Source organism: Bradyrhizobium sp. Leo78 (assembly GCF_059512425.1).
This window is the reverse complement of record NZ_JCAMOT010000017.1, coordinates 140,339-164,052: the sequence shown is the minus strand read 5'-3', so window position 1 is coordinate 164,052 and position 23,714 is coordinate 140,339. Positions and strand designations below refer to the sequence as shown.

The 23,714-nt window shown below is 64.6% G+C and carries 23 protein-coding genes; 3 read left to right on the top strand and 20 right to left on the bottom strand.

Going from position 1 to position 23,714, the window contains the following annotated elements:
• Window positions 1–94: 94 nt before the first annotated feature.
• The 16 genes from dmeF to rpoZ form a co-directional block, all read right to left on the bottom strand.
• Window positions 95–1,063 (bottom strand): CDF family Co(II)/Ni(II) efflux transporter DmeF, encoded by a 969-nt coding sequence (gene dmeF, locus AC5ZG1_RS22120; protein ID WP_456644140.1) that lies wholly within the window; start codon window positions 1,061–1,063, stop codon window positions 95–97.
• 180 nt (window positions 1,064–1,243) lie between these two features.
• On the bottom strand, window positions 1,244–2,173 hold the full coding sequence (locus AC5ZG1_RS22115; RefSeq protein WP_496134075.1) for a cation diffusion facilitator family transporter: 930 nt from the start codon (window positions 2,171–2,173) through the stop codon (window positions 1,244–1,246).
• A gap of 136 nt (window positions 2,174–2,309) precedes the next feature.
• A complete protein-coding gene (gene parC / locus AC5ZG1_RS22110) occupies window positions 2,310–4,562 on the bottom strand; it encodes a DNA topoisomerase IV subunit A (protein WP_456644142.1) in 2,253 nt (750 codons plus the stop codon).
• Between the two features lie 77 nt (window positions 4,563–4,639).
• Complete coding sequence (locus AC5ZG1_RS22105) at window positions 4,640–5,269, bottom strand: phosphoribosyltransferase family protein (protein ID WP_130230997.1); 630 nt, start codon at window positions 5,267–5,269, stop codon at window positions 4,640–4,642.
• The gene (locus AC5ZG1_RS22100; protein ID WP_456644143.1) at window positions 5,266–5,949 is read right to left on the bottom strand and encodes an energy-coupling factor transporter transmembrane component T; all 684 of its coding nucleotides are present in this window, start codon (window positions 5,947–5,949) and stop codon (window positions 5,266–5,268) included. Before AC5ZG1_RS22100 ends, AC5ZG1_RS22105 begins: the two co-directional genes overlap by 4 nt.
• Window positions 5,936–7,486, bottom strand: coding sequence for an ABC transporter ATP-binding protein (locus tag AC5ZG1_RS22095; protein ID WP_496134074.1), 1,551 nt, complete (start codon window positions 7,484–7,486; stop codon window positions 5,936–5,938). The genes AC5ZG1_RS22100 and AC5ZG1_RS22095 overlap by 14 nt, the downstream gene beginning before the upstream one ends.
• Before the next feature lie 22 nt (window positions 7,487–7,508).
• The gene (locus AC5ZG1_RS22090) at window positions 7,509–8,090 is read right to left on the bottom strand and encodes an aminotriazole resistance protein (RefSeq protein ID WP_456644145.1); all 582 of its coding nucleotides are present in this window, start codon (window positions 8,088–8,090) and stop codon (window positions 7,509–7,511) included.
• Window positions 8,091–8,222: 132 nt separating this feature from the next.
• Window positions 8,223–8,975: a DNA repair protein RecO gene (gene recO / locus AC5ZG1_RS22085; RefSeq protein WP_456644216.1), complete on the bottom strand. Its 753-nt coding sequence runs from the start codon at window positions 8,973–8,975 to the stop codon at window positions 8,223–8,225.
• Between the two features lie 113 nt (window positions 8,976–9,088).
• On the bottom strand, window positions 9,089–9,469 hold the full coding sequence (locus tag AC5ZG1_RS22080; RefSeq protein ID WP_028166651.1) for a hypothetical protein: 381 nt from the start codon (window positions 9,467–9,469) through the stop codon (window positions 9,089–9,091).
• 13 nt (window positions 9,470–9,482) lie between these two features.
• Window positions 9,483–10,412, bottom strand: a complete 930-nt coding sequence (era, locus tag AC5ZG1_RS22075) for a GTPase Era (RefSeq protein ID WP_496134073.1) — start codon at window positions 10,410–10,412, stop codon at window positions 9,483–9,485.
• Complete coding sequence (gene rnc, locus AC5ZG1_RS22070; RefSeq protein WP_028166653.1) at window positions 10,402–11,226, bottom strand: ribonuclease III; 825 nt, start codon at window positions 11,224–11,226, stop codon at window positions 10,402–10,404. The genes era and rnc overlap by 11 nt, the downstream gene beginning before the upstream one ends.
• Window positions 11,223–11,981, bottom strand: coding sequence for a signal peptidase I (gene lepB / locus AC5ZG1_RS22065; RefSeq protein ID WP_028166654.1), 759 nt, complete (start codon window positions 11,979–11,981; stop codon window positions 11,223–11,225). Before lepB ends, rnc begins: the two co-directional genes overlap by 4 nt.
• Window positions 11,982–12,267: 286 nt before the next feature.
• Window positions 12,268–12,687 carry a holo-ACP synthase gene (acpS, locus tag AC5ZG1_RS22060; RefSeq protein ID WP_496134072.1) on the bottom strand — a complete coding sequence of 140 codons (420 nt, stop codon included), beginning with the start codon at window positions 12,685–12,687 and terminating at the stop codon, window positions 12,268–12,270.
• A complete protein-coding gene (locus tag AC5ZG1_RS22055) occupies window positions 12,684–13,454 on the bottom strand; it encodes a pyridoxine 5'-phosphate synthase (RefSeq protein WP_496134071.1) in 771 nt (256 codons plus the stop codon). Before AC5ZG1_RS22055 ends, acpS begins: the two co-directional genes overlap by 4 nt.
• A gap of 107 nt (window positions 13,455–13,561) precedes the next feature.
• A complete protein-coding gene (locus AC5ZG1_RS22050; RefSeq protein WP_456644147.1) occupies window positions 13,562–15,847 on the bottom strand; it encodes a RelA/SpoT family protein in 2,286 nt (761 codons plus the stop codon).
• Window positions 15,848–16,062: 215 nt separating this feature from the next.
• Window positions 16,063–16,455 carry a DNA-directed RNA polymerase subunit omega gene (rpoZ, locus tag AC5ZG1_RS22045; RefSeq protein ID WP_027583153.1) on the bottom strand — a complete coding sequence of 131 codons (393 nt, stop codon included), beginning with the start codon at window positions 16,453–16,455 and terminating at the stop codon, window positions 16,063–16,065.
• A 352-nt stretch (window positions 16,456–16,807) separates the two neighbouring features.
• Between rpoZ and AC5ZG1_RS22040 the strand changes: the two genes are divergently transcribed.
• Complete coding sequence (locus AC5ZG1_RS22040; RefSeq protein WP_028166658.1) at window positions 16,808–17,449, top strand: LabA-like NYN domain-containing protein; 642 nt, start codon at window positions 16,808–16,810, stop codon at window positions 17,447–17,449.
• Window positions 17,427–18,089, top strand: coding sequence for a uracil-DNA glycosylase (locus AC5ZG1_RS22035; protein ID WP_456644148.1), 663 nt, complete (start codon window positions 17,427–17,429; stop codon window positions 18,087–18,089). Before AC5ZG1_RS22040 ends, AC5ZG1_RS22035 begins: the two co-directional genes overlap by 23 nt.
• Here AC5ZG1_RS22035 and AC5ZG1_RS22030 read toward each other — a convergent pair.
• The 4 genes from AC5ZG1_RS22030 to dapA form a co-directional block, all read right to left on the bottom strand.
• Window positions 18,086–18,667 carry a peroxiredoxin gene (locus AC5ZG1_RS22030; RefSeq protein ID WP_456644149.1) on the bottom strand — a complete coding sequence of 194 codons (582 nt, stop codon included), beginning with the start codon at window positions 18,665–18,667 and terminating at the stop codon, window positions 18,086–18,088. The genes AC5ZG1_RS22035 and AC5ZG1_RS22030 overlap by 4 nt on opposite strands.
• 120 nt (window positions 18,668–18,787) lie before the next feature.
• Window positions 18,788–19,261, bottom strand: a complete 474-nt coding sequence (smpB, locus tag AC5ZG1_RS22025) for an SsrA-binding protein SmpB (protein WP_028166661.1) — start codon at window positions 19,259–19,261, stop codon at window positions 18,788–18,790.
• Between the two features lies 1 nt (window position 19,262).
• Window positions 19,263–19,676: a large conductance mechanosensitive channel protein MscL gene (gene mscL, locus AC5ZG1_RS22020; protein WP_028166662.1), complete on the bottom strand. Its 414-nt coding sequence runs from the start codon at window positions 19,674–19,676 to the stop codon at window positions 19,263–19,265.
• A gap of 60 nt (window positions 19,677–19,736) precedes the next feature.
• The gene (gene dapA / locus AC5ZG1_RS22015) at window positions 19,737–20,627 is read right to left on the bottom strand and encodes a 4-hydroxy-tetrahydrodipicolinate synthase (protein WP_496134070.1); all 891 of its coding nucleotides are present in this window, start codon (window positions 20,625–20,627) and stop codon (window positions 19,737–19,739) included.
• A 236-nt stretch (window positions 20,628–20,863) separates the two neighbouring features.
• Between dapA and AC5ZG1_RS22010 the strand changes: the two genes are divergently transcribed.
• Window positions 20,864–23,107: a lytic transglycosylase domain-containing protein gene (locus tag AC5ZG1_RS22010; RefSeq protein ID WP_496134069.1), complete on the top strand. Its 2,244-nt coding sequence runs from the start codon at window positions 20,864–20,866 to the stop codon at window positions 23,105–23,107.
• Window positions 23,108–23,714 lie beyond the last annotated feature (607 nt).

Genomic DNA, 23,714 nt, shown 5'->3' with positions numbered 1-23,714 from the left:
TTCCGCTCCCTCGACTAATCGCCCCCAACGTTCGAGGAAGGAATATTACGTCATCGCCGGCGGCAATCGTCGCCATTGACGGTCTTTTGATCTCTCAAGCCGCGTGCGCCGGCTCGTGATGCGGACAGGTCTCGACCTCGATCGTGACATGGCTGAGACCGTGCAGACCGCTGAGACGGCGCTTGTAGGTCGCGGGCGGCAGCGGATGGTCGGAGACAACCGAGATCACCGCCGCGCGATGGCCGGGACCGACCTGCCACAGATGCAGATCGGTGATGCGGTCGCCCTTGGTCTCGAGCCGGTCGCGAATGACCGCCTCGAGCTTCTTGTCGGCGCTGACGTCGAGCAGGATCGCGCCTGACGCCTTGATCAGGCCAAAGGCCCAACTCGCGATCACAGCGCTGCCGACGATCCCGACTACCGGATCGGCCCAGACCCATCCCGCGGACATCGCAACCAGCAGCGCCGCAATGGCGAGGATGGAGGTTGCGGCATCCGCCATCACGTGGACGTAAGCCGCGCGAAGATTGTTGTCGTGGTGGTGGTGATGATGATCGTCGTCGTCGTCATGGTCATGAGAATGGCCATGACCGTGATGATAGTCGTGGTCGTCGCGCAGCAGCCAGGCGCTGATGAGGTTGACGGCAAGTCCGAGCACGGCAACCGAGATCGCTTCCCCGTAGGCAATGGACACCGGATGGAACAGCCGGTCCACGCTTTCCCAGGCGATCTGCATAGCGATCATCGCCAGAATGATCGCGCTGGCAAAGGCGGCGAGATCGCCGAACTTGCCGGTGCCAAAACTGAAGTGCGCGTTGCCCACCTGCCGCCGTGCGAACAGATAGGCCAGCCCAGCAATGCCCAGCGCCGCCGCATGCGTTCCCATGTGCCAGCCGTCGGCGAGCAGCGCCATCGAGCCGGACCACCAGCCCGCCGCGATCTCTCCGACCATCATGACCGTGGTCAAGGCCACCACGAGCCAGGTACGCCGTTCGTTATGGGCGTGCGTCGCGCCCAGGAAGACGTGATCGTGGGTCCACTGTTCGATCGAATGCGAGTGCATGGTTCATCTCCGGATAGTCCGCTCGTCGAATATAGCGATTGCGACGGACGGCCGTTAGAGCGTTTTCAAGCGAAGCATGCCCTCGGACTTGATCCGAGGGTGGACACCGGTTCGCGTGAAAAAAAACGCGTCAAAATAAGAATCTAGAGCTTCGGTTCTGATTCAGTCAGAACCGAAGCTCTAGACTAATTCCTCCGGCGCCAGCTTGCAGGCGGCGCCGTCGGCCTCGACCTGCAGCGTCGCATGATGGATCTTGAAGCGGTGCGAGAGCTGCGCGCAGACGTGATGCAGGAAGGCATCGTCATGTCCGCCGGGCCGGACCAGGTGCGCGGTCAGCGCCGTCTCGTTGGTGCTCATGGCCCAGATGTGCAGATCGTGGACCTCGGAGACGCCGTCGAGCGTGCGCAGAAACTCCCTCACCTCGACGAGCTCGATACCGCGGGGCACCGCGTCGAGCGCGAGGTTGACGCTGTCGCGCATCAGGCCCCAGCCGCTGACCAGCACGACGAGGGCGATGACGAGGCTGATCGCCGGGTCAATCCATAGCCATCCCGTCGACATGATCAGCAGCGCGGCGATGACGACGCCGAACGAGACGCCGGCATCCGCCGCCATGTGGAGATAGGCGCCGCGAATGTTGAGGTCGCCGTGCCGCCCGCGCATGAACAATAATGCCGTGAAGCCGTTGACGAGAATCCCGAGCGCCGCGACCCAGACCACTGTCCAGCTCGCCACCTCGGCCGGCGCGCGCAGCCGATTGACCGCCTCCACCGCGATGCCGCCGACCGCGACCAGCAGGAGCCCGGCATTGAACAATGCGGCGAGGATCGAGGCGCGGCGATAGCCGTAAGTGTGCCTCTCCGTCGGCCGCCTCCCCGCAAGCCACGCCGCCCCCCATGCCAGCAGCAGCGAGAACACGTCCGAGAGATTGTGGACGGCATCGGAGATCAGCGCCAGCGAATTGGCGGCATAGCCGAACACCAGCTCGGCGATCACGAAGGCGGTGTTGAGCGACGCGCCAATGGCAAAGGCCCGGCCGAAATCATCCGGGGCATGGCTGTGCCCGGCATGATGATGCGCATGGGACTGATCGTGATGATGATGCGCCATGGGAAGAATTTATAGCGCGTCGATTTGCGAATACTATTACAGCGCGGAAAGCGTAGGGCGGATTAGCCGAAGGCGTAATCCGCCGCTTCGCGGCAAGATGGCGGATTACGGCTTGCGCCTAATCCGCCCTACGTAACTACTCCACGCCGCGGTTGAACTTGTTCGACTTCGGCAGGCCGTGCGCGAGGCGGCCAGCGTCGGCGCGGTTGCCGCGCCAGTCGGCGAGCTCCTTGATGCTCATGCCGTGCTCGCGGCCCGCGGAATCCTTCCAGGTCAGGCCCGCCTTGGAATCGAACACCGCGACGTCGGACAGCGAGGCGCTGGTGTATTTCTGCAACCGCACGCCGCGGCCGCGGGCCATTTCCGGCACCTGATCGAGCGGGAACAGCACCATCTTGTGATTGGTCCCGATCACCGCGACGGTGTCGCCTGCGACGGTTGCGAGCGCGCGCGCCTCGTTCGGCATGTCGACGTTCAGCACCTGCTTGCCCTTGCGGGTGGTGCCGACGCAGTCGTCCTCGTTGACGACGAAGCCCTGTCCTTCACTGCTGGCGACCAGGAATTTGCGGCCGCCCTTGTTGACGAACAGCGACACGATCGCCGCATCCTGCTCCATGTCGATGAACATGCGGATCGGCTCGCCATGGCCGCGACCGCCCGGCAGCTTCGCCACATCGAGCGAGTAGAATTTCCCGTTGGTGGCGAACAGCAGGAGCTTCGAGGTGGTCTCGGCGAAGAAGGCGTGATCGAGCTTGTCGTCGGTCTTGAAGGCAAGGCCCGAGAGGTCGGCGACATGGCCCTTGAGCGTGCGCACCCAACCCTTCTCGGAGATCACGACGGTGACCGGCTCGCGCTCGACGAAGGCCTCCTCGATCGCGGCGAGATCATGCTCAGGCGCATCCGCAAAGGTGGTGCGGCGCTTGCCGAGCGGCGTCTTCGGCCCGAACATGTCGCGGACCTTCTTCACCTGCTCGCCGACCTTGGCCCATTGCTCGGTCTCGGAGCGGAGCAGCTGTTCGATGCCCTTCAATTCCTTGCGGAGGTCCTTGTCCTCGGTGCGGATCTCCATCTCCTCGAGCCGGCGCAAGGAGCGCAGGCGCATGTTAAGGATGGCGTCGGCCTGGACCTCGGTGAGCTTGAACGTCTTCATCAGCACCGGCTTCGGCTCGTCCTCGGTGCGGATGATCTTGATCACCTTGTCGATGTTCAGATAGGCGATGAGGTAGCCGCCGAGGATCTCCAGCCGGTTCTCGATCTGACCCTTGCGATAATTCGAGCGGCGCACCAGCACATCGCGCAGGTGGTCGAGCCATTCGCGAAGGCACTCGGCGAGGCCGACCACCTTGGGGATTTTCCCCTTCACCAGCACGTTGAGGTTCAGCGAAATCTTGCTTTCCAGCTCGGTCAGCCGGAACAGCGACTCCATCATCAGTTCGGGATCGACATTGCGCGACTTCGGCTCGATCACCAGCCGAACGTCATCCGCCGACTCGTCCCTGACCTCGCCGACCAGTGGCAATTTCTTCTGGTCGATGAGCTCGGAGATCTTCTCGACCAGGCGCGATTTCTGCACCAGCCACGGGATCTCAGTGACCACGATCACCCAGGTGCCCCGCGCACCCTCTTCCTGCTTCCAGCGCGCACGCGTGCGGAACGAGCCGCGGCCGGTGCTGTAGGCCTCGGTGATCGCTTCCTTGGAATCGATGATGATGCCGCCGGTCGGGAAATCCGGGCCCTTCACCCATCGCAAGAGCGCCTTCGACTTGGCGTCGGGCTTCTCGATCAGGTGCAGTGCCGCGTCGCAGAGCTCGGCGGCATTGTGCGGCGGGATCGACGTCGCCATGCCGACCGCGATGCCCTGAGAACCGTTGGCGAGCAGGTTCGGGAAGCCGCCGGGCAGAACCACCGGCTCCTTCGACTGGCCGTCATAGTTGGCGCGGAACTCGACGCCGTCCTCGTCGATGCCCTCGAGCAGCAGCCGCGCGACATCGGTCATGCGCGCTTCGGTGTAGCGGTAGGCGGCGGGGTTATCGCCGTCGATATTGCCGAAATTGCCCTGGCCGTCGACCAGCGGGTAGCGCGAGGAGAAATCCTGCGCGAGGCGCACCATGGCGTCGTAGATCGCCTGGTCGCCATGCGGATGGAACGAGCCCATCACGTCGCCGACAATCTTTGCCGATTTCTTGAACGGCGAGCCCGGATCGAGGCGCAGCAGCCGCATCCCGTAAAGGATGCGCCGGTGCACCGGCTTCAGCCCGTCGCGGGCGTCCGGCAGCGCACGATGCATAATGGTCGATAGCGCGTAAGCGAGATAGCGCTCTTCCAGCGCATCGCGCAGCGGTACCTCGTGGATCTCCGGCGGTTCCGGCGGAATCAGTGCTTTTCCCATGCCGACGGGTTAACCGCTCCGGGCGAATCGGGCAAGAATCGATTCGGCACCATACCCCGCAGAAAAAGCCCGATTTTTCAGCCTGCACCCGCCAGGGTCGCCGGGTTCGGCGTGGCATGGCCATTGGTGATGTTGAATTGCGGGATATGGCCGAGCCCGGTCACGAGATCGGCATCGGCGCCCAGCACCTTCTTCCACTCGTGCCCCTCGGTCAGGATCACGCCGACGCCGGCGACCTCAGCGCCGGCCTGCCGCACCAGCTTCAAGGTCGCAGCCAGGCTCGAGCCGGTCGCCACGACGTCATCGACCACGACGACCCGCCTGCCCTTCAGCAGCGGGATCGCCCGGCGGTCGAGCAGCAGCCGCTGCGAGCCGGATGAGGTCACCGATTGCACATACTCGACCAACGCGTCGCCCAAATGAATCTTCGGCGATTTCTGCACGATGACATATTGGTCGAGCCCGAGATGGCGCGAGACCTCGATGGCGACGGGAATGCCGAGCGTCGCCGCGCCAACCACGATGTCCGGCTCCTTCCCCTTCAGCCGCGCGGCCAGCGCCTTTCCGATCCGCTCACCGAAGCCGACGCCCATGTCGATCACCATCAGAAGCGAAATCGCCAGGCGCTCGTTGATGGCGACGAGCGGCAGCTCCGTCGGCTCGCCGCCGATGTCGACAGTATAGGTGGCGGGGGTGAGTGCGCTCATGTGGTCCTGCCCGGATTTGTCAAAGGAAAGTCGGTCTGGATGGTGAGCCAGCCGATGTCGCGCCAGCTCGTGCGCGCCATCTTCGGATCGAAGCCGTAGATCGACAGCGCCAGCGCGATCGTCTCGGCCATGCGGAACGTCTGCACCATCAGCGGCACGCCGCGCGCCAGCGCATAGAGGACGCGCCGCGGAAAGGGCCCGCGGTCGAGTTCGAGGCCGCGCGCCCGCTGGGTCTCGCCGATGCTCCTGAACTCCTCGCGCATCAGCGGGATCATGCCGATCACGAGCACCAGCACCAGCGTCAACGAGCCCGGCAAGCGCAGCCGGCTGCAGGCCGCAAGCAGCGTGCCGGCCGACGTAGTCTCGATCGCGACGAAGAAACTGGCGGTGGTGGCGATCAGGCGGAAGGCCATGCGCAGCGCATCATCGATCGCCGCGGCGAGCGGCGTCCCGTTCCAGACGAAACTCAAGGTCCAGCTCAGCGTCACCAGGCCGCCGACCAGCGCCATCAGTTTGAGATAGCCTCTGGTTTGCGGCAGCCGGCAGGCGATCACGGCCGCCAGCACGATCGCGGCGATCACGCCAGCCGTCACCGCGCTGCCGGCGACCCAGCCGAGCGATGACAGCACCAGCGCCGCCAGCAATTTGACGAACGGGTTGATGCGATCAAGCCGATGCACGCTGGCCTCCTCCTGATGTTGTGACGTTCTGGTCCGGGCGCGGCCAGCCGCGGCGCGCAAATACGTCCGAGGACCAGGCCGCCTCGGTCGTCCCGTCGAAGGCCAGCCGGCCATCCTCCAGGATCAGTACGCGGTCGGTGGCGCGGTCGACAAGCTGCAGGTCGTGCGAGACCAGCAGCGCCGCACAACCCCGAGCGCGGCAGCGGTCGAGGAAGGCCAGCACGCCGGCACGTGAGACGCTGTCGCAGGCGATCAGCGGCTCATCCAGGATCACGACCGACGGCGCCGTCGCCTCGATGCAGACCAGCGCCAGCATCAACTGCTCGCGCGCCGACAGCGCGAATGGCGAAAGCTCGGCGCGGTCGGCGAGACCGACGCCCTGCAAAAGTTCGATCGCCCGTTCGCGATGCGCAGCAACGGCCTTGGCGCCGGCATCGCCGCCGGACAGCGAGAACACGACCTCCTCCACGACCGAGAGCAGGAAGAACATCCGCCGCAAATTCTGCGCGACGTAACCGATCTCGCGCGCCCGCTGCGCGATGGTCCAGCCGGCGCTATCGCGGCCGCCGATCTCGATCGCGCCGCCGGCCGCCTTCTGCAGGCCGAGCAGCGTACGCATCAGCGTGGTCTTGCCGGCGCCGTTGCTGCCGATCAGCCCCGCTACCTCGCCTTTTCCGAGCGAGAGCTCAATCGACCGCAGCACCGGCTCGCCGTTCGGACGGCGCAGCGTGCTCGAAAGCTGCCGGACCGAGAGCGCCGGGCCCGACTGTGCCGGCCGCACCACGGGCCGCGGCGCCGGCGCCGCAAAGGGCGGCTCGATGCCGGCGACCGCATAGGGCGTCGTGGCGCGAACGGCCGCCTGCCAGGACAGATCGTCGACGATGCCGCCCTCCTTCAAGAACACCACACGATCGGCCACGCCATCGAACCAGGCGAGATCCTGCTCGGCGATCAACAGCGTCAGCTTCGTTTTCCTAAGCTCGCGCAGGATGCCGATCATGCGCAGCCGCGCATCGGGATCGAGTCCGCTGGTCGGCTCATCCAGGATCAGCACGTCCGGTTGCCAGACCAGCGCTGAGGCAAGCGCCGCGATCCGGCGTTCGCCACCCGAGAGCGTGCGCACGGTGCGACCGATCAGCCGCCCAATGTTCATCTGCGCGATCACGGCGCCGACGCGCGCGCGGATTTCCGCCTGCGGCACGCCGCGGTTCTCCAGCGGAAAGGCGATCAGGTCCTCGACCGAAAGATCCCAAACCTGGTCCTCGACCGATTGCAGCACGAGGCCAACGCGACGAAACAACTCGCTGCCCGCGATCGCGCCGAGATCGGTGCCGTCGAGCGACACCGCGCCCTCCATGCGCTGCGGCCGGATCAGCTTCGGAATGAGACCGGCCGCGGCCGCAAGCAGCGTCGATTTTCCCGAACCGCCCGCCCCCGTCACGATCGTGGTGTTGCCGGCTTCGAGACGGAGATTGATATCGGACAGCACGTGAGCGTCGGCCCGAAAGCCGACGCTCACTCCACGCAGATCAAGCATCAAGTAGCGCTCCCCAAGGCGGTCAGAACCGGTGCAGCGTGCCCCGGCTGATGCCGGCAAGCAGCCTGGCGCCGGGACGTACCAGCAGCGGCGTTCCGATCACCATCGGCACGATGTCCGACAGGCCGATATAGAGCATCGCATACCAGAACGGGAAAATGCCGAGCACCGCCAGACTCGCCGACACCGCCGCCACCATGATGATGCCGACCACCGCGCAGATCACCGCAATCTTGAGCAGCACCGGCATCGACAGGTCGAAATTGGTCTTGCGCAGATTGACCAGCAGCGGCGGTACGGCGCCGGTGAGCCCGACCATGATGCCGTCCACGATGAGCGAATGCGCGGGAATGAAGGTGCCGGCGAGCAGCGACCAGACGATGGTGCCGATATAGCCGCAGATGAACCCGCTCTTCGGCCCGAGCAGCAGCCCGATCAACGGCGGCAGGAACGCGAAGATGCGCCACTGGATCACGCCGGGCACAAGCTGGATCGGATTGGCGTAGGCCCACAACACGCCGGTCGCCACGCCGCAGACGACCGCAAGGACGATAGGAAAGAAACCGACCGAATCGGATTCGCTGTAGGTGATTTGCGTACTCATTGCATGCTCCCCGTCATGAGTTTGCCCTGAGATTTTTCAGGCAAGTTTCGGGCCATGCGGCATGGAACGGGCCGAGGGTTGCACGCAATAGAACCACCATGTGTGGGTTGGCAATTTCGGCGCGCATTGCCGTCAGGGCGGGGCAGCGATCCGGGCCCGACGGCGCACCACCGCATTGATGAAGCCTTCCCTCGCGTCGGAGTGCTCCTGCCCGCGCGGCTCCAGCACATTGCGCAGGAGGAAGCGGCCGGTGAGCGCAAAGCCATCGAGCAGGTCCTGGTCCGAGCAGGTGCCGGCGCCGTCATCGTCCTCGCGCAGGAACGGCGGCAGCCGCATCAGGCGATCGCGCCAGGGTTCACCGGCGGCGCGCGAGACTGCGCCGCCCGATTTCGGCGAGACGTAGACCAGTTCGGAGGTCGCGCCCGTCGCCGCGCAATTCGAGAGGTCGAGTCCGAAGCCGAGTTCGGTCAGCATCGCCAGCTCGAAGCGGATGAGATGGATAGCGGCACCGCCGGCATCCTCGAAATCATCCAGCGTCTGCGCCAGCATCTCGTAGATGTCCTGGTGCGGATCGCGTTCCGGCAACAGCCGCGCCAGCGAAGCCAGATGGGTGACGCCATAAACGGCATGCGACGACGCCAGCAGGTTCGCCGCACGCAGCCGCGTACCGTCGAGCTGGTAATAGCCGAGATGCTCGTCGAGCCGCGCCCGCCACATCGCGGTGACACTGTTGCCGGGCTGCAGCAGCGGCCGCATCCGCGCGCTGGCCCCGCCGCGCACCAGGCCGAGATGGCGGCCGTGCTCGCGCGTCAGGAGCTCGACAATGGCGGAAGATTCGCCATGCCGCCGCACCCCGAGCACGATGCCTTCGTCGGTCCACTCCATGACGCGGAGAGTAGCATGTAGGGTGGGCAAAGCGTAGCGTGCCCACCATTCACGATCGGTGCAAGAGGTGGTGGGCACGCTTCGCTTTGCCCACCCTACGCGACCACTCGGCCCTACGCGTTGAACCAGCCGTGGGCGTCGCCGGTGAAGGAGAAATAGAGTCCCGCGGCCGTCAGCGCGCAGGAGATCACCTCGACGCCGCTGTCGAGCTGGATGCCGGTGGTGCCGATCACCTGCAACAGCGAGATCACCGACAGCAACAGCACCGCCGCCAGCACCCAGCGCGGCCAGTTCTTGCGGTGCTGTGCCGCCAGGTAAACGAAGTAGACTAGGAGCAGGATCAGGCCGGCCTGCAGCCAGGTGACGACCGTGATCATCTGCTCGGTCATCTCGCCACCCGGGGTGCGGTCCTGGAACGCCACCGACAGCGCGTCCAGCGTCAGCGACAGATACAGCAGCACCTCGAACAGAAGCACGTTTCTGGGTACTTTCATCGGAAGAGCCCGATCATTCCTTGGGAAACTCCAGTCCCATTTCCCGGTAGCGGTCGGGATCGTCGCCCCAATTCTCGCGCACCTTCACGAACAGGAACAGGTGCACGGGGACGCCCATGATCTCGGCGATCTCCTTCCGCGCCTCCGCGCCGATCGACTTGATCGTGGCGCCGCCCTTGCCGAGCACGATCTTGCGCTGGCTCTCGCGCTCGACAAAGATTGTCTGCTCGATGCGGATCGACTTGTCGTTGCGCTCGGTCCAGCTATCGGTCTCGACCGTCGATTGGTACGGCAGCTCCTGGTGGAGCTTCTGATAGATCTTCTCCCGCGTGATCTCCGCCGCCAGGTGCCGCATCGGCGCGTCCGACATCTGGTCCTCGGGATAGAGGAACGGCCCGGCGGCCACCATGCCTGCCAGCGCCCTGCGCAGATCGTCCACACCGTCGCCTGACAACGCCGAGATCATGAAAGTGTTCTCGAACCGCAGGCGGTCATTGGCGGCCTTCGCCAGCGCCAGCAGCTTTTCGCGCGGCACCAGATCGATCTTGTTCAGCACCAGGATCTTCGGATGGGCCACGCTATCGAGCTTGGCGAAGATCGCCTTGGCTTCCGCGTCCATGCCGGATTTGGCGTCGAGCAGCACGCAGACGAGGTCGGCGTCATGCGCCCCGCTCCACGCGGTCGACACCATGGCGCGGTCCAGCCGCCGCCGCGGCGCGAAGATGCCGGGCGTGTCGACCAGGATAATTTGCGCATTGCCCTCGATCACGATGCCGCGGATCAGCGCACGCGTCGTCTGCACCTTGCGCGAGACGATGGTGACCTTCGAGCCGACCAGCGCGTTGACAAGCGTCGACTTGCCGACGTTCGGCGCCCCGATCAGGGCGACGAAGCCGCAACGTGTCCCGGCCGGATCGGCCTCCGCCCTCGACTCAGCCGTCATGGCTGCCGGCACCTTCGCGGGCGATCATTGCGGACGCCGCCGCCTTCTCCGCCGCGCGCTTGTTCGGGCCGACGCCTTCCGCCGGCGCCAGGCCCGGCAGGTCGACGGCAACGCGGAATTGCGGATCGTGATGCGGCCCGGTGCGTTCGACCTCGCGGTAGACGGGCGTCGGCAGGCCCCTGCTCTGCGCCCATTCCTGCAGCATGGTCTTGGGATCGCGCAGCGGCCGGCGGAGCTTGCGCATCCGGTCGATCCAGTTCCGCTCGACGAATTTCGCGGCGGCCTCGTAGCCGCCGTCGAGGAAGATCGCGCCGATCACGGCCTCGCAGACGTCGCCCAGCACGGATTTGCGCAACCGCGCCCCCTCGACCGCCTTGACCATGCCGAGCTTGATGTCGTCGAGCAGACCGAGTTGCTCGGCGACGTCGGCGCAGCTTTCTTTGCGCACGAGATCGGCGAGACGCTTCGACAATTCGCCCTCGTCCGCGCGCGGATGTGCGCGATAGAGCATGTCGGAGATGATCAATCCGAGCACATGGTCGCCGAGGAACTCAAGCCGCTGGTAGCTGTCGGCGCGGTGGCGGGTGGCGGGCTTCAGCGCGGAGACATGCGTGAACGCCGTCATCAATAGCGCCGGATCCGAGAACTTGTAGCCGATGCGCGCCTCGGTTGCAGCAACCGCCTCCTTCTCGGCGGCCGCCTTGCTGGCCTTGCTGCGCTTCTTCTTCGGCGCAGCGGTGCCGACCGCGTCGGGCTGCTCGCTCGGCTCGCCGGCAGTCGGAAGACTCTGAATGACAGGCGTATCGTCTTTCATCGCACAATGGTGAATAGGCGATTCCAGCGCACCGCGGTCGGCCAGCGCCAGAACATCCAGGCGTGCTCGCCCTCGCCGATCGAGAAGAAGATCATCTGCGCGCGGCCAACGAGGTTCTCGAAGGGCACGTAACCCACCGCCGACAGCACGCGGCTGTCGGTCGAATTGTCGCGATTGTCTCCCATCATGAAGAAGTGGCCGGCCGGCACGGTGTAGACATTGGTGTTGTCGTAGAAGCCATTGTCGACGCAATCCAGCGTCTCATAGCTGACGCCGTTGGGCAGCGTCTCCTTCCAGCGCTTGACGCGCGCGGTCGCGTCGGATCCGCAGGGGTCCTCGCCGATGAAATCGCTGAGCCGCTCGCGCTTGACGGGGGCGTCGTTGATGTAGAGCAGCCCCTCCTTCATCTGGATGCGGTCGCCGGGCAGCCCGATCACGCGCTTGATGTAATCGGTCGAATCATCCTTCGGCAGGCGGAAGACGACGATGTCGCCGCGGTTCGGCTCCGAGCCGAAGATGCGGCCGGAAAACAAGGGCGGCGAAAGCGGGATCGAGTAGTGGCTGTAGCCGTAGGAATATTTCGACACGAATAGGTAGTCGCCGACCAGCAGCGTGGCCTTCATCGAGCCGGACGGGATGTTGAAGGGCTGGAACAGGAAGGTACGGATCACGAGCGCGATGATCAGCGCATGGATGACGACCCGGACTGTCTCGCCTAGGCCGCTTTCGGATTTCGTCCCTGTGGTCACGCTCATCGCTTTCCCAATTCCCGCAACTGCCTTAACTGCGCGGTGGCAGAACGCGCTCCTCACGCGAATCGCGTTTTCCGCGCTCGCGTCACGAAGATGGTTCCTACGTCTGGTGTAGAGAGCAAGTCCCGGCGCGAACCCGAATTTGCCCTGGCTCGGTTTACCCTGCGGCGTTTTAGACGGTTGTTACGGGGCGCGCAATCAAGCGCCGCGTTAAAACTTCATAATCAATTGAAAAATCAATGATTTTTTAGTTTTACCCGATTCCGGAGCGCCGCACCGTCCACCGACCTCAAGGTTTGGCCGGTGCGACCGCCGAAATTATGACGAAGGCCTGCGCGAGCGGCCAGTCGTCGGTGATCGAAAGGTCGATCTGCGCCTTGAGGCCATCAGGGGTGATTTGCCTGAGCCGCTCCAGTGCCCCGCCGGTCAACCGCATGGTTGGACGCCCTCCGGGCAGGTTCACCACGCCCATATCGCGCCACCAGACGCCGCGCATGATCCCGGTGCCGAGCGCCTTGGCACAGGCCTCCTTGGCGGCGAAACGCTTGGCATAGGTCGCGACCACCATCTTCTCGCTGTTGGCGCGGCGTAGCGCCTTGGCGCGCTCGACGTCGGTGAAGATGCGATCGAGGAAACGATCGCCATGGCGCTCGATCACCTTGGCGATCCGGGTGATGTCGATCAGGTCGGAGCCGATGCCAAGGATCATGCCGCGCCCGCACCCTCGATCGCCTTCCGGCCACGGTCCATCGCCGCGCGCATGGCGCGGACGGTCTCCTTCAAGCCGACCAGGATCGCCTCGCCGATCATGAAGTAGCCGATATTGAGTTCCCTGATCTCGGGCAGCGCCGAAATCGTCTCGGCGGTGTCATAGTCGAGCCCATGGCCGGCATGGACCTCAAGCCCGGCCGCCTGCGCCAGCTTGGCGCCTTCGACAATGCGCCGCCATTCGGCTTCCGCTTTTTCCCGATGACCGTCCACGACAGCATCGCACCAGCCGCCGGTGTGGATCTCGATCACCGGCGCCTTCAACTTCGCCGCCATCTCGATCTGCCTGGGGTCGGCGGCGATGAACAGCGATACCCGGATGCCGGCGTCGCTGAGCCGCGCGATGAACGGGGCTAGGGCATTGTGCTGGCCGACGACGTCCAGCCCGCCCTCGGTGGTAAGCTCCTGCCGCCGTTCCGGCACCAGGCACGCGGCATGCGGCTTGGTGGCGAGCGAAATCCGCAGCATGTCGTCGGTCGCCGCCATCTCGAAATTCAGGGGCTTTGATATCTGCGCCTTCAGCCGTGCCATGTCCTCGTCGCGGATGTGGCGCCGGTCCTCGCGCAAATGTGCGGTGATCCCATCGGCGCCGGCCTCGATGGCCAAGAGCGCCGCGCGTACCGGATCGGGCCGCGCCCCGCCCCGCGCATTGCGCAGCGTCGCGACGTGATCGACATTGACCCCAAGGCGGAGCGGCGGAACGGGCATCATGTAACTCGCTGCCAGAAACCTAGACTGTCATGCGCGGGCTCGACCCGCGCATCCATCTTCTTGAAAAGATGGATTGCCGGGTCAAGCCCGGCAATGACGATGACCTACCCATTGACGCGCTCGACCCGTGCGACCACGGCCTTCGCGCGCAACTGGGCGAGAATAGCGCTCAAATGCTTGAGGTCATAGACCTCGAGGTCGATGGTCAGCTCGGTGAAGTCAGGCGAGCGCCGCGACATGTGGATGTTGTCGATGTTGCCGTCATGCTCGGCGATCACGGTCGCTATCTGCGCGAGGCTGCCGGGCTCGTTGACGTTGTGGACCAGGATCCGCGCCGGGAAACGCTGCGGCATGGTCTCGTCGATGTCCCAGCGCACATCGAGCCAGCGCTCGGGCTCGTCCTCGAAATCCTTCAGCGCCGGTGACTGGATCGGATAGATCGTGATTCCCTCGCCCGGCGTCACGATGCCGACGATGCGGTCGCCCGGCACCGCGCCGCCGTTCGGCGCAAACTTGACCGGCAATTCGGAATTGATGCCGCGCACCGGGATCACCGAAGCTGCGCGGGCCGGATGCGGCGGCGTCTGCGCCTTGGCGGCAAGCGCCTTCTTGGTGCCGTAGCGCACCAGCCGCTCTTCCTTGTAGTCCGGATACATCGCCCGCGCGACGTCGGAGGCTTTCAGTTCGCCACGGCCGACGGAAACCAGGACGTCCTCGATCGAGGTGCGCGCCAGCCGCGGCAATGCGCCTTTCAGCTTGTCGTCGGCGTATTCGATCTTGGCGCGGGCGAACAGGCGGTCGATGATGCGGCGGCCCAGCCCGGCATATTGGTCGCGCACCGCGGCGCGGGTGGCGCGCCGGATCGCGGCGCGCGCCTTGCCAGTGACCGCGAGCGCTTCCCAGGCCGACGGCGGCGCCGACTGCGCCTTCGAGGTCAGGACCTCCACTTCGTCGCCGTTCTGCAGCTCGGAGGACAGCGGCGCAAACTTGCCGTTGATCTTGCAGCCGACCGCGCTATTGCCGACGTCGGTGTGAACGGCATAGGCGAAGTCGATCACATTGGCGTTGCGCGGCAACGCGATCAGCTTGCCCTTCGGCGTGAAGCAGAACACCTGATCGTGAAACAGCTCCAGCTTGGTGTGCTCCAGGAACTCTTCCGGATTGGCGCTCTCGGAGAGAATGCCGATGGTGTGACGCAGCCAGGCGAAGGCGTTGGACTCGTGCTTCAGCCGCTCGGTCGGCGAACCCGTGCCATCCTTGTAGAACGCATGCGCCGCGATGCCGAACTCGGCGATCTGGTTCATCTCCTCGGTGCGGATCTGCAGCTCGACGCGCTGCTTGCCGGGACCGATCACGGTGGTGTGAATCGAACGGTAGTCGTTCTGCTTGGGCGTCGAGATGTAGTCCTTGAAACGCCCGGGCACGACCGGCCAGGTCGTATGCACGACGCCGAGCGCGCGGTAGCAGGCCTCGACGTCGGCAAGCACGATCCGAAAGCCGTAGATATCGGACAATTGCTCGAAGCCGACCGACTTGCGCTCCATCTTGGTCCAGATCGAAAACGGCTGCTTGCGCCGGCCGTAGACGCGTGCGCTGAGGCCGTTCTTCTGCAGGTTCTTCGAAAGCTGGCTTTCGATCTCGCCGATCAGATTGCGGTTACGCTCGGCGAGCGCATCCAGCCGATGCTTGACCACCGCATAAGCTTCCGGATCGAGCACGTGGAACGAGAGGTCCTCGAGTTCCTCTCGCATCTCCTGCATACCCATGCGGCCGGCGAGCGGCGCGTAGATATCCAGCGTCTCCTCGGCGATACGGCGGCGTGAGGCCGGCGGCACGAACTCCAGCGTGCGCATGTTGTGCAGGCGGTCGGCGAGCTTGATCAAGAGCACGCGGACGTCGTCGGCGATCGCGAGCAGGAGCTTGCGCAGGTTCTCCGCCTGCTTGGCCTCGCGCGAGACGAGCTCGAGCCGCTTCAACTTGGTCAGCCCCTCCACCAGCGCGCCGATCTCGTGGCCGAACACCTGGTCGATCTCGGCCCGCGTCGCCTCGGTATCCTCGATGGTGTCGTGCAGCAGCGCCGCGACGATGGTGGCGTCGTCGAGCTTGAGGCCGGTCAGGATCGCCGCCACTTCGAGCGGGTGCGAGAAATAGGGATCGCCCGACGCCCGGGTTTGGGTGCCATGCGCCTTCATGGCGTAGACATAGGCGCGGTTCAAAAGGTCTTCGTTGGTATCGGGATTGTAGGAGCGGACGCGCTCGACCAGGTCGTACTGCCGCATCATGCGGGCGCGCGGCTTGAGCGGCTTCTGCACCACCGTGGAGTCAGGCGCCACCGCGACCGCGTCGGTCGCAGCCTGCATCTGGCGGGGTGTGCGGCGCCAATACGCCATGGAATTGCTGCCTCAACTATCGAGCCGACTGAGCTTGCGGCTCTAATCTAGTGCGATTTCGAACCAAGCTTTAGCCTGTTCGAGCCGAAAATCGTTCAATTTCCGTCAAGGCTTCAGGGACGCATCTCGCGACCAGAATGTCAACAAAAGCAAAGGCCCGGGCAGTGCCCAGGCCTTCAGCCAATTCAACCGTGTTGGGTGACCGCAGCGAGGACCTATTCGTCCTCTTCGGGCTGCTCCTCCGGCGGCGCGAGGCCCTCGAGGCCCTTCAGCAGCTCTTCCTCAGTCATCCGCTCCATCGCCACTTCGGTATCATCAGCATCGACGCTGGCGCCAGCCGAACCGATCAGCGGCACGGTGTCGGGCTCCGGCTCGTCGACCTCGACGAACTTCTGCAGCGAGTGCACCAGTTCCTCGCGCAGGTCCTCCGGGGAAATGGTCTGGTCGGCGATCTCGCGGAGCGATACCACCGGGTTCTTGTCGTTGTCTCGATCAACCGTGAGTTGTGATCCCGAGGAAATCATCCGAGCGCGATGGGCAGCCAACAGGACCAGATCGAACCGGTTGTCGACCTTATCAATGCAATCTTCGACGGTGACGCGCGCCATATGCTGTCGCTCCGTTAAGTGGGACAGAATTTGCTGATTATTGTGCGTTAGTTATAGGGCGAGGCGGGGTTTCGCAACATTAAATTTGTGATTTGCCTTCGCCCAAACCTCTGCTAACCCGTGACGGGGCCAGAAGGCCGGAGCGTCCGTAACGCGGCGGGACGCCGTTGTGGACAAGTAACTCACTTCATTGCATCGTCAAAAGTGTAGGTATTTCGCCCTCGCCTCACCATAATTGCGATGGTGACTGTCGTTGGGGGAAGATTCACCGGACTTTAGGCTGCAACGCAGAATTAAGGTGCGCGGCTCGTCGCCGCTGCGCCGAGAAGCTAACAAAAGGCGAGAAACTTTGATGTCGTCACCCGTTTCCAACAAGATCGCGCTCTTTATCGATGGAGCCAATCTGTATGCAACCGCCAAGACGCTCGGGTTCGACATCGACTACAAGCGCCTGCTGAAGGAATTCCAGAGCCGCGGCACCCTGCTCCGCGCGTTCTACTACACGGCGATCATCGAGGATCAGGAGTATTCGTCCATCCGGCCGCTGATCGACTGGCTCGACTACAACGGCTACACCGTCGTCACCAAGGCCACCAAGGAGTTCATCGACGCCAGCGGCCGCCGCAAGGTGAAGGGCAACATGGACATCGAGCTCGCGGTCGATGCAATGGAACTCGCCGAACATATCGACCAGATGGTGCTGTTCTCCGGCGACGGCGATTTCCGCTCGCTCGTCGAGGCGGTGCAGCGGCGCGGCGTCCGGGTAACCGTAGTCTCGACCATCGCAAGCCAGCCGCCGATGATTGCCGACGAACTCCGCCGCCAGGCCGACGTCTTCACCGACCTGGTGGAACTGCAATCCAAGCTCGGCCGCGACCCGTCCGAGCGCCCGGCCCCGCGCGAGCGCGGCGAGTCTCGCCACCACGCGCCGCAATTCCTGCAGCGCGCCACGACCACGGCGCCCCGGGCCGATGACGACGATTTCGACGACTAGCCTCCTTCCCGCCTCCACCGAACCCGACCGCAACTGCCCGCTCTGTCCGCGGCTCGCCGAGTTTCGCGCCGAGGCGCGTGCCAAGCAGCCGGGTTGGTTCAATTCGCCGGTGGCATCCTTCGGCGATGCCGAGGCGCGGCTGCTGATCGTCGGGCTGGCACCCGGGCTGCAGGGAGCCAACCGCACCGGGCGCCCCTTCACCGGCGACTATGCGGGTGACCTGCTCTACGCGACGCTGCTGGAGTTCGGCTTTGCCAAGGGCGTCTACGAGGCGCGGCCGGACGACGGCTTGCGGCTGGTCGATTGCCGGATCAGCAACGCCGTGCGCTGCGTGCCGCCACAGAACAAGCCGTTGCCGATCGAGATCAACACTTGCCGAAAGTTCCTGGCAGCGACCATCGCGACCATGCCAAGACTGCGCGCCATCGTCCTGCTCGGCCGCATCGCGCATGAATCGACGGTGAAGGCGCTCGGCCTGCGCAATGCCGCCGCGCCCTTTGCGCACGCCGCGGTGCACGAGGCCGGCAACATCCGCCTCTACGACAGCTATCACTGCTCGCGCTACAATACGAATACCGGCGTGCTCACGCCGAAGATGTTCCGCGATGTCTTTGCGCAGGTGCGGAAGGATCTGGGCTAGCCCGCTACCGGATTTTCCCGCAGCCATTCCAGGACGTCGCCGGCGTTCCGGTCGGGCGGGAACACCGGATAGAAGACGTGGGTGATACGCCCGTCGTCGACGATCAGCGCCAGCCGCTTGATCAGCGTCAGCCCCGCCACCTCCATGGTCGGCAGTCTGAGCGCGTGCGTCAACTCGAGCGTCTCGTCCGAGAGCACCGGAAACGGCAGATGCAGGCGTGACGCCATTTCCGTCTGGTATTCGTTGCTCTGCGTCGACAGGCCGAACACGTGGGCAGCGCCGGCGGCCTTGAGCTCGGCGAACAGGTCGCGGAAGGCGCAGGTCTGCGGCGTGCAGCCGCGCGCGCCCGGGATCATGTCCCAGTCGTCGACCAGCGCGATCTTGCCGGGCTCGCCGGTGCGCGGATAGGCGAACACCACGGTGCGACCCTTCAGCGAAGACAGCGACACTGACGTATCGTCCGTCGCCACCAGGCTGACCGGCGGGATCGCCATGCCCTTCAGATGCCCGGCGCCGCCATCATCGGTCGGCGCGGGGATCTTGCTCCAGTCGACTTCGAGCAGGTTCTTCTGGTTCATTGGGCTATTCTCCATCCGCCGTCATTGCGAGGAGCGAAAGCGACGAAGCAATCCATCCTTCCGCTTGCGGCGCTATGGATTGCTTCGCTTCGCTCGCAATGACGGATGGACATGGAAGCGTTATCCCCGCGCGCGCAGCAGGCGGCCCTTCTCGCGGCCCCAGTCACGCTTCTTTTCGCTCTCGCGCTTGTCGTGCAGCTTCTTGCCCTTGGCGACCGCGAGCAACAGCTTGGCGCGACCGCGCTCGTTGAAATAGAGCTTGAGCGGGATCAGCGTCATGCCCTCGCGGTCGACCGCGCCCATCAACTTGCTGATCTGCTTCTTGTGAAGCAGCAATTTGCGCGGGCGCTTCGGCTCGTGATTGAAGCGGTTGGCCTGCAGGTATTCCGGGATATTGGCGTTGATCAGCCATATCTCGCCGTTCTTGGAATCCGCATAGGACTCGGCGATCGTGCTCTTGCCGCCGCGGATCGACTTCACCTCGGTGCCGGTCAGCGCAATGCCCGCCTCGATGGTGTCCTCGATCGCATAGTTAAAGCGCGCCTTGCGGTTCTCGGCGACGACTTTGATCGGACGTTCGTTTTTCTCGGCCACGTCAGGATTTCTTGAGGAGATCGCGAATTTCGGTGAGCAGTTCTTCCTGACGGGTCAATTTCGGCGGCGCTGGCGCCGTTTCCTGCTTGCGCTTCAACTGGTTCATGAGCCGGATCACGATGAACAGCACGAAGGCGACGATCAGGAAATTCAGGGTCAGCGTCAGGAAACTGCCCCAAGCCAATACGGCACCTTGCTTCTTGGCGTCAGCGAGATTGTTGGCAGTGACCGACTTCGCCAACGGCGTGAAGTAGTTTGAGAAGTCGAGCCCGCCGGTGATGGCGCCGATGATCGGCATGATGACGTCGCCGACCAGGGAGTTCACGATGGCGCCGAAGGCCGCGCCGATGATGACGCCGACCGCAAGGTCGACGACATTGCCCTTCATTGCGAACTCTTGGAACTCCTTCAGCATGCGAAGCCCCTTCTCCTCGCCTGGCCAACCGGACCAGTCATTGGCGCAACCCGTCCGGCTTTAGTTGAGGAGGCCGGCGTGCACCATGGCGCTGCGCACCGCCACGCGCGTGGATTCCGACACCGGCACCATCGGCAGCCGCAGCCGCTCCTCCAGCTTGCCGAGCAACGACATCGCGTATTTCACCGGCCCGGGATTGCTCTCGATGAACAGGTTGGTGTGCAGCGGCATCAACTTGTCGTGCACCTTCAGCGCGGTCGCGACGTCGCCCTTCTGCCAGGCGGCGTGGAACTCGGCGCACAGCCGCGGCGCCACATTTGAGGTCACGGAGATGCAACCATGGCCGCCATGGGCCATGTAGCCGAGCACGGTCGCGTCTTCGCCCGAGAGCTGGTTGAAATCCTCCCCCATCGCCGCCCGCTGCTGCGACACCCGCACCATGCTCGCGGTGGCGTCTTTGACGCCGGCAATGTTCTTCAATTCCCACAGGCGCGTCATCGTATCGACCGACATGTCGATCACCGAGCGTGGCGGGATATTGTAGATAATGATCGGTATTCCAATCGCATCGTTAATCGCCTTGAAGTGCTGGTAGAGCCCTTCCTGGGTCGGCTTGTTGTAATAGGGGGTGACGACCAATACGGCGTCGGCGCCGGCCTGCTCGGCGTGCTCCGACAGCTCGATTGCCTCCTTGGTCGAATTGGAACCGGCGCCCGCGATCACCGGCACCCTGCCCTTGGCCTCCTGCACACACCATTCGACCACGCGCTTGTGCTCGTCATGGCTGAGCGTCGGGCTCTCGCCCGTGGTTCCGACCGGAACCAGGCCGTTGGTGCCCTCGCCGATCTGCCAGTTCACGAGGCCACGAAAGGCCACCTCGTCCACGGAACCGTTCTTGAATGGCGTCACCAAAGCGGTGAACGAGCCGCGAAATTTTGTCTTGGCTGCCATGGACTTCCTCCAAACACTTAAGGGTTGCGGCGCGCGGGTCAGAAAGGCCGATTCATATCGGGTCCGGCGGCGGGGCGAAAGGGCCGCAGTCCCCCTCCCATTGCGAGCCGCGATTTTGCCGCTGTCATGGCGCAAATATTCGCTTCCCGCGACACTTTTAGCAATTTGTCTACATATTCAATCAAATACAGCTAAGGCCTCAGCGATCAGATGATTCGCCGCCGCAGAGGAAAGCCGTGACCCCTTCCCCCCGCGCAGCCGCATTGCGATCGACCGCCTTGGCAACATCGCTGGTGCTGGCGTTCGCCTTGTCCGCGATGGCAGAAGCCGCGGCCGGCCCAAATGTTCCCTTGCCGAAACCGCGGCCGATCGCGCGCAGCGTGGTTCCGAAAACCACGCCTGCCACCACCGCGCCAGCGACCGCCGCCGCCAAGAATACCGCCCCTCCCAAAGCGACATCGTCCAACACGCCTGCTCCGCCCCCGCCCCATCTGGCGCCAGCCACGCGCCAGCATGCGGCGCCGGCCCGGATCAAGCCGACGGTGCCGGCCGCCGTGGCCGCGACCTCATCGACCTCCCAGAGCGACAAGGACGCGCTCGAGAATGTCATCGAGCTCGTCCGCAAGCAGAAGTCCGGCGATGCGACCGAGGTCGCGGCGACGATCTCCGATCCCGTCGCCCGAAAGCTCGCCGAGTGGCTGATCCTGCGCAGCGAAAACAACGGCGCCTCGGTCGAGCGCTACCGCGCCTTCATCTCGGCCAATCCGAGCTGGCCCTCGCAGACCTTCCTGCGCCGCCGCCTCGAGGCCGCGCTGTGGGACGACCGCCGCGAAGATGCAGCAGTCTGGGCGTGGTTCGAAAACGAGTCGCCCTTGTCCGCCAAGGGCCGGCTCGCGCTGGCCAAGGCGATGCTCGCGCGCGGCGACCGCGCCAATGCCGAGCGGCTGGTGCGCGAAGCCTGGCGCAGCGATCCCATGAGCGAGGACACCGAGACCACCGCGCTGGACATGTTCGGCCCTCTGCTCACCGCCGGTGATCACAAGGCGCGCATGGACACCATGCTCTATGGCACCGAGCAGGAGGCTGCTGGCCTGCGGGCGGCCAAGCGGCTGGGTTCGGGCTATCTCGCGCTCGCCAAGGCACGGATCGCCGCCAACAAGAAAGCATCCAACCTGCGGGCGCTGCTGGAGGCGGTGCCGCGCGAACTGCACGGCGACACCGGCTATCTCTTCGCCCGGATCCAGTTGCTCCGTCGCGAGGAGAAATTCGCGGAAGCGGCGCAGGTGATGTTGAGCGCGCCGAAGGATCCGGCGAGGCTGTTCAATGTCGACGAATGGTGGATCGAGCGGCGCCTGCTGGCGCGCAAGATGATCGACGTCGGCGAGAACCGCTCCGCCTATCTGATCGCGCGCGATGCGGCGCTACCCGCCCGCGACATCTACAAGACCGAGCAGGAGTTCACCGCCGGCTGGATCGCACTGCGCTTCCTCAGAGATCCCGGGCTCGCCGCGCAGCACTTTGCCCGCATCGGCGTTGGCAGCGTCAATCCAACCGCGCTGGCGCGTGCCGGCTATTGGCAAGGCCGCGCCGCCGAGGCCGCCGGTCGCAACCAGGAGGCGCGCGCGGCCTATCTACGCGCGGCCGAGCAGTCGACCAGCTATTACGGCCAGCTCGCGCGGGCCAAGCTTGGCTTGCCGCAGATCGAGCTGAACGGCGTCCCGGGCGCACGCGGCCGCGGCGTCGAGCGATTGGAAATCGTGCGCGCGGCGCAATTGCTCTATGAAGTCGACGCGCGCGAGTTCGCGGTTCCCCTGCTCGCCGACATGGGTGAAAACGGCGATCCCGACGCACTGGTCGGGCTCGGCGAGCTGACGGCGCGCTATAGCGACGCCCGTGGGATGCTGTTGATGGGCAAGGCCGCGCTCAACCGTGGTCTGCCGTTCGATTTCTACGCCTATCCCATCAACGGGATTCCGTCGTTCAGGTCGATTGGACCCGAAGTCGAGCGAAGCGTCGTCTATGCGATCGCGCGACAGGAGAGCGCATTCAATCCGGCCGTGGTTTCGCCGGCGCAGGCCTATGGCCTGATGCAAGTCACGCCGGATGCGGGGCGCTATGTCTGCAAGCGCGCCGGCGTCGCGTTCGATCTGAACCGGATGAAGACCGACTCGGTCTACAACGCCGCGCTCGGCGCCGCCGAGCTCGGCGGGTTGCTCGAGGACTATCGCGGCTCCTACATCCTCACCTTCGCGGCCTACAATGCCGGCCGCGGCAGCGTGAGGAAATGGATCGATCGCTACGGTGACCCGCGCGATCCCAAGGTCGACGCGGTCGACTGGGTCGAGCTGATTCCATTCTCCGAGACGCGCAACTATGTGCAACGGATCATGGAGAACCTGCAGGTCTATCGCGCCCGGTTCGGCGGCGGCACGCGGCTGCAGATCGAAGCCGACCTCCACCGCGGCGCCAGCGTCGAATAGGCGAATAGCGAGTGGCGAATGGCGGGACAGGTTGGCGGTCCCGCGCAGCGCGCTTAACGACAGACGCGGCGTCCCTGCTGTTGCGAACACGCGGAAGTCCCGGGCGGCGGCGGTTGCGGAGGTTGGATCGGCACGATCGTTGGCCCCGTCATCGGGCACGCGGTCATTGGACAATTTGGCGGAAGAAGTTCGCCGGGATTTGTGCAGATCGGCTGCATCCGCCCGTTGACGCACTGACACTCGCACTTCGCCCACACCTCCGTCGGCATGGCCACGCCAAAAACCAAAATCGCGAGAAAGCGGCCCATCTGGCATTCCCTTCTTCGCTGGGCGCCGCCTTTCAGTTCGGCTTGTCGATCCCTATCGAGCATTGCCCCCTCTTTTCGTCCTGATTTGAACTCCCCGGCGTGTTGCTGGTTCGGAGCGCCATTTGTGAGGACGAAGAAGGGCGAGATCGTCTGAGCCGGGCTGCAAGCCATAGGCGCCGAGGCAAAATTGCCGGAACAGGGAACCCTGGGGCTTTCAACCGCCTGACAGTCCGCGTTATCCCTCGACACCGGTAACGTTAGGATTCAGCGCCGCGAAGGCCGGCCGTGACGGCCTGCCC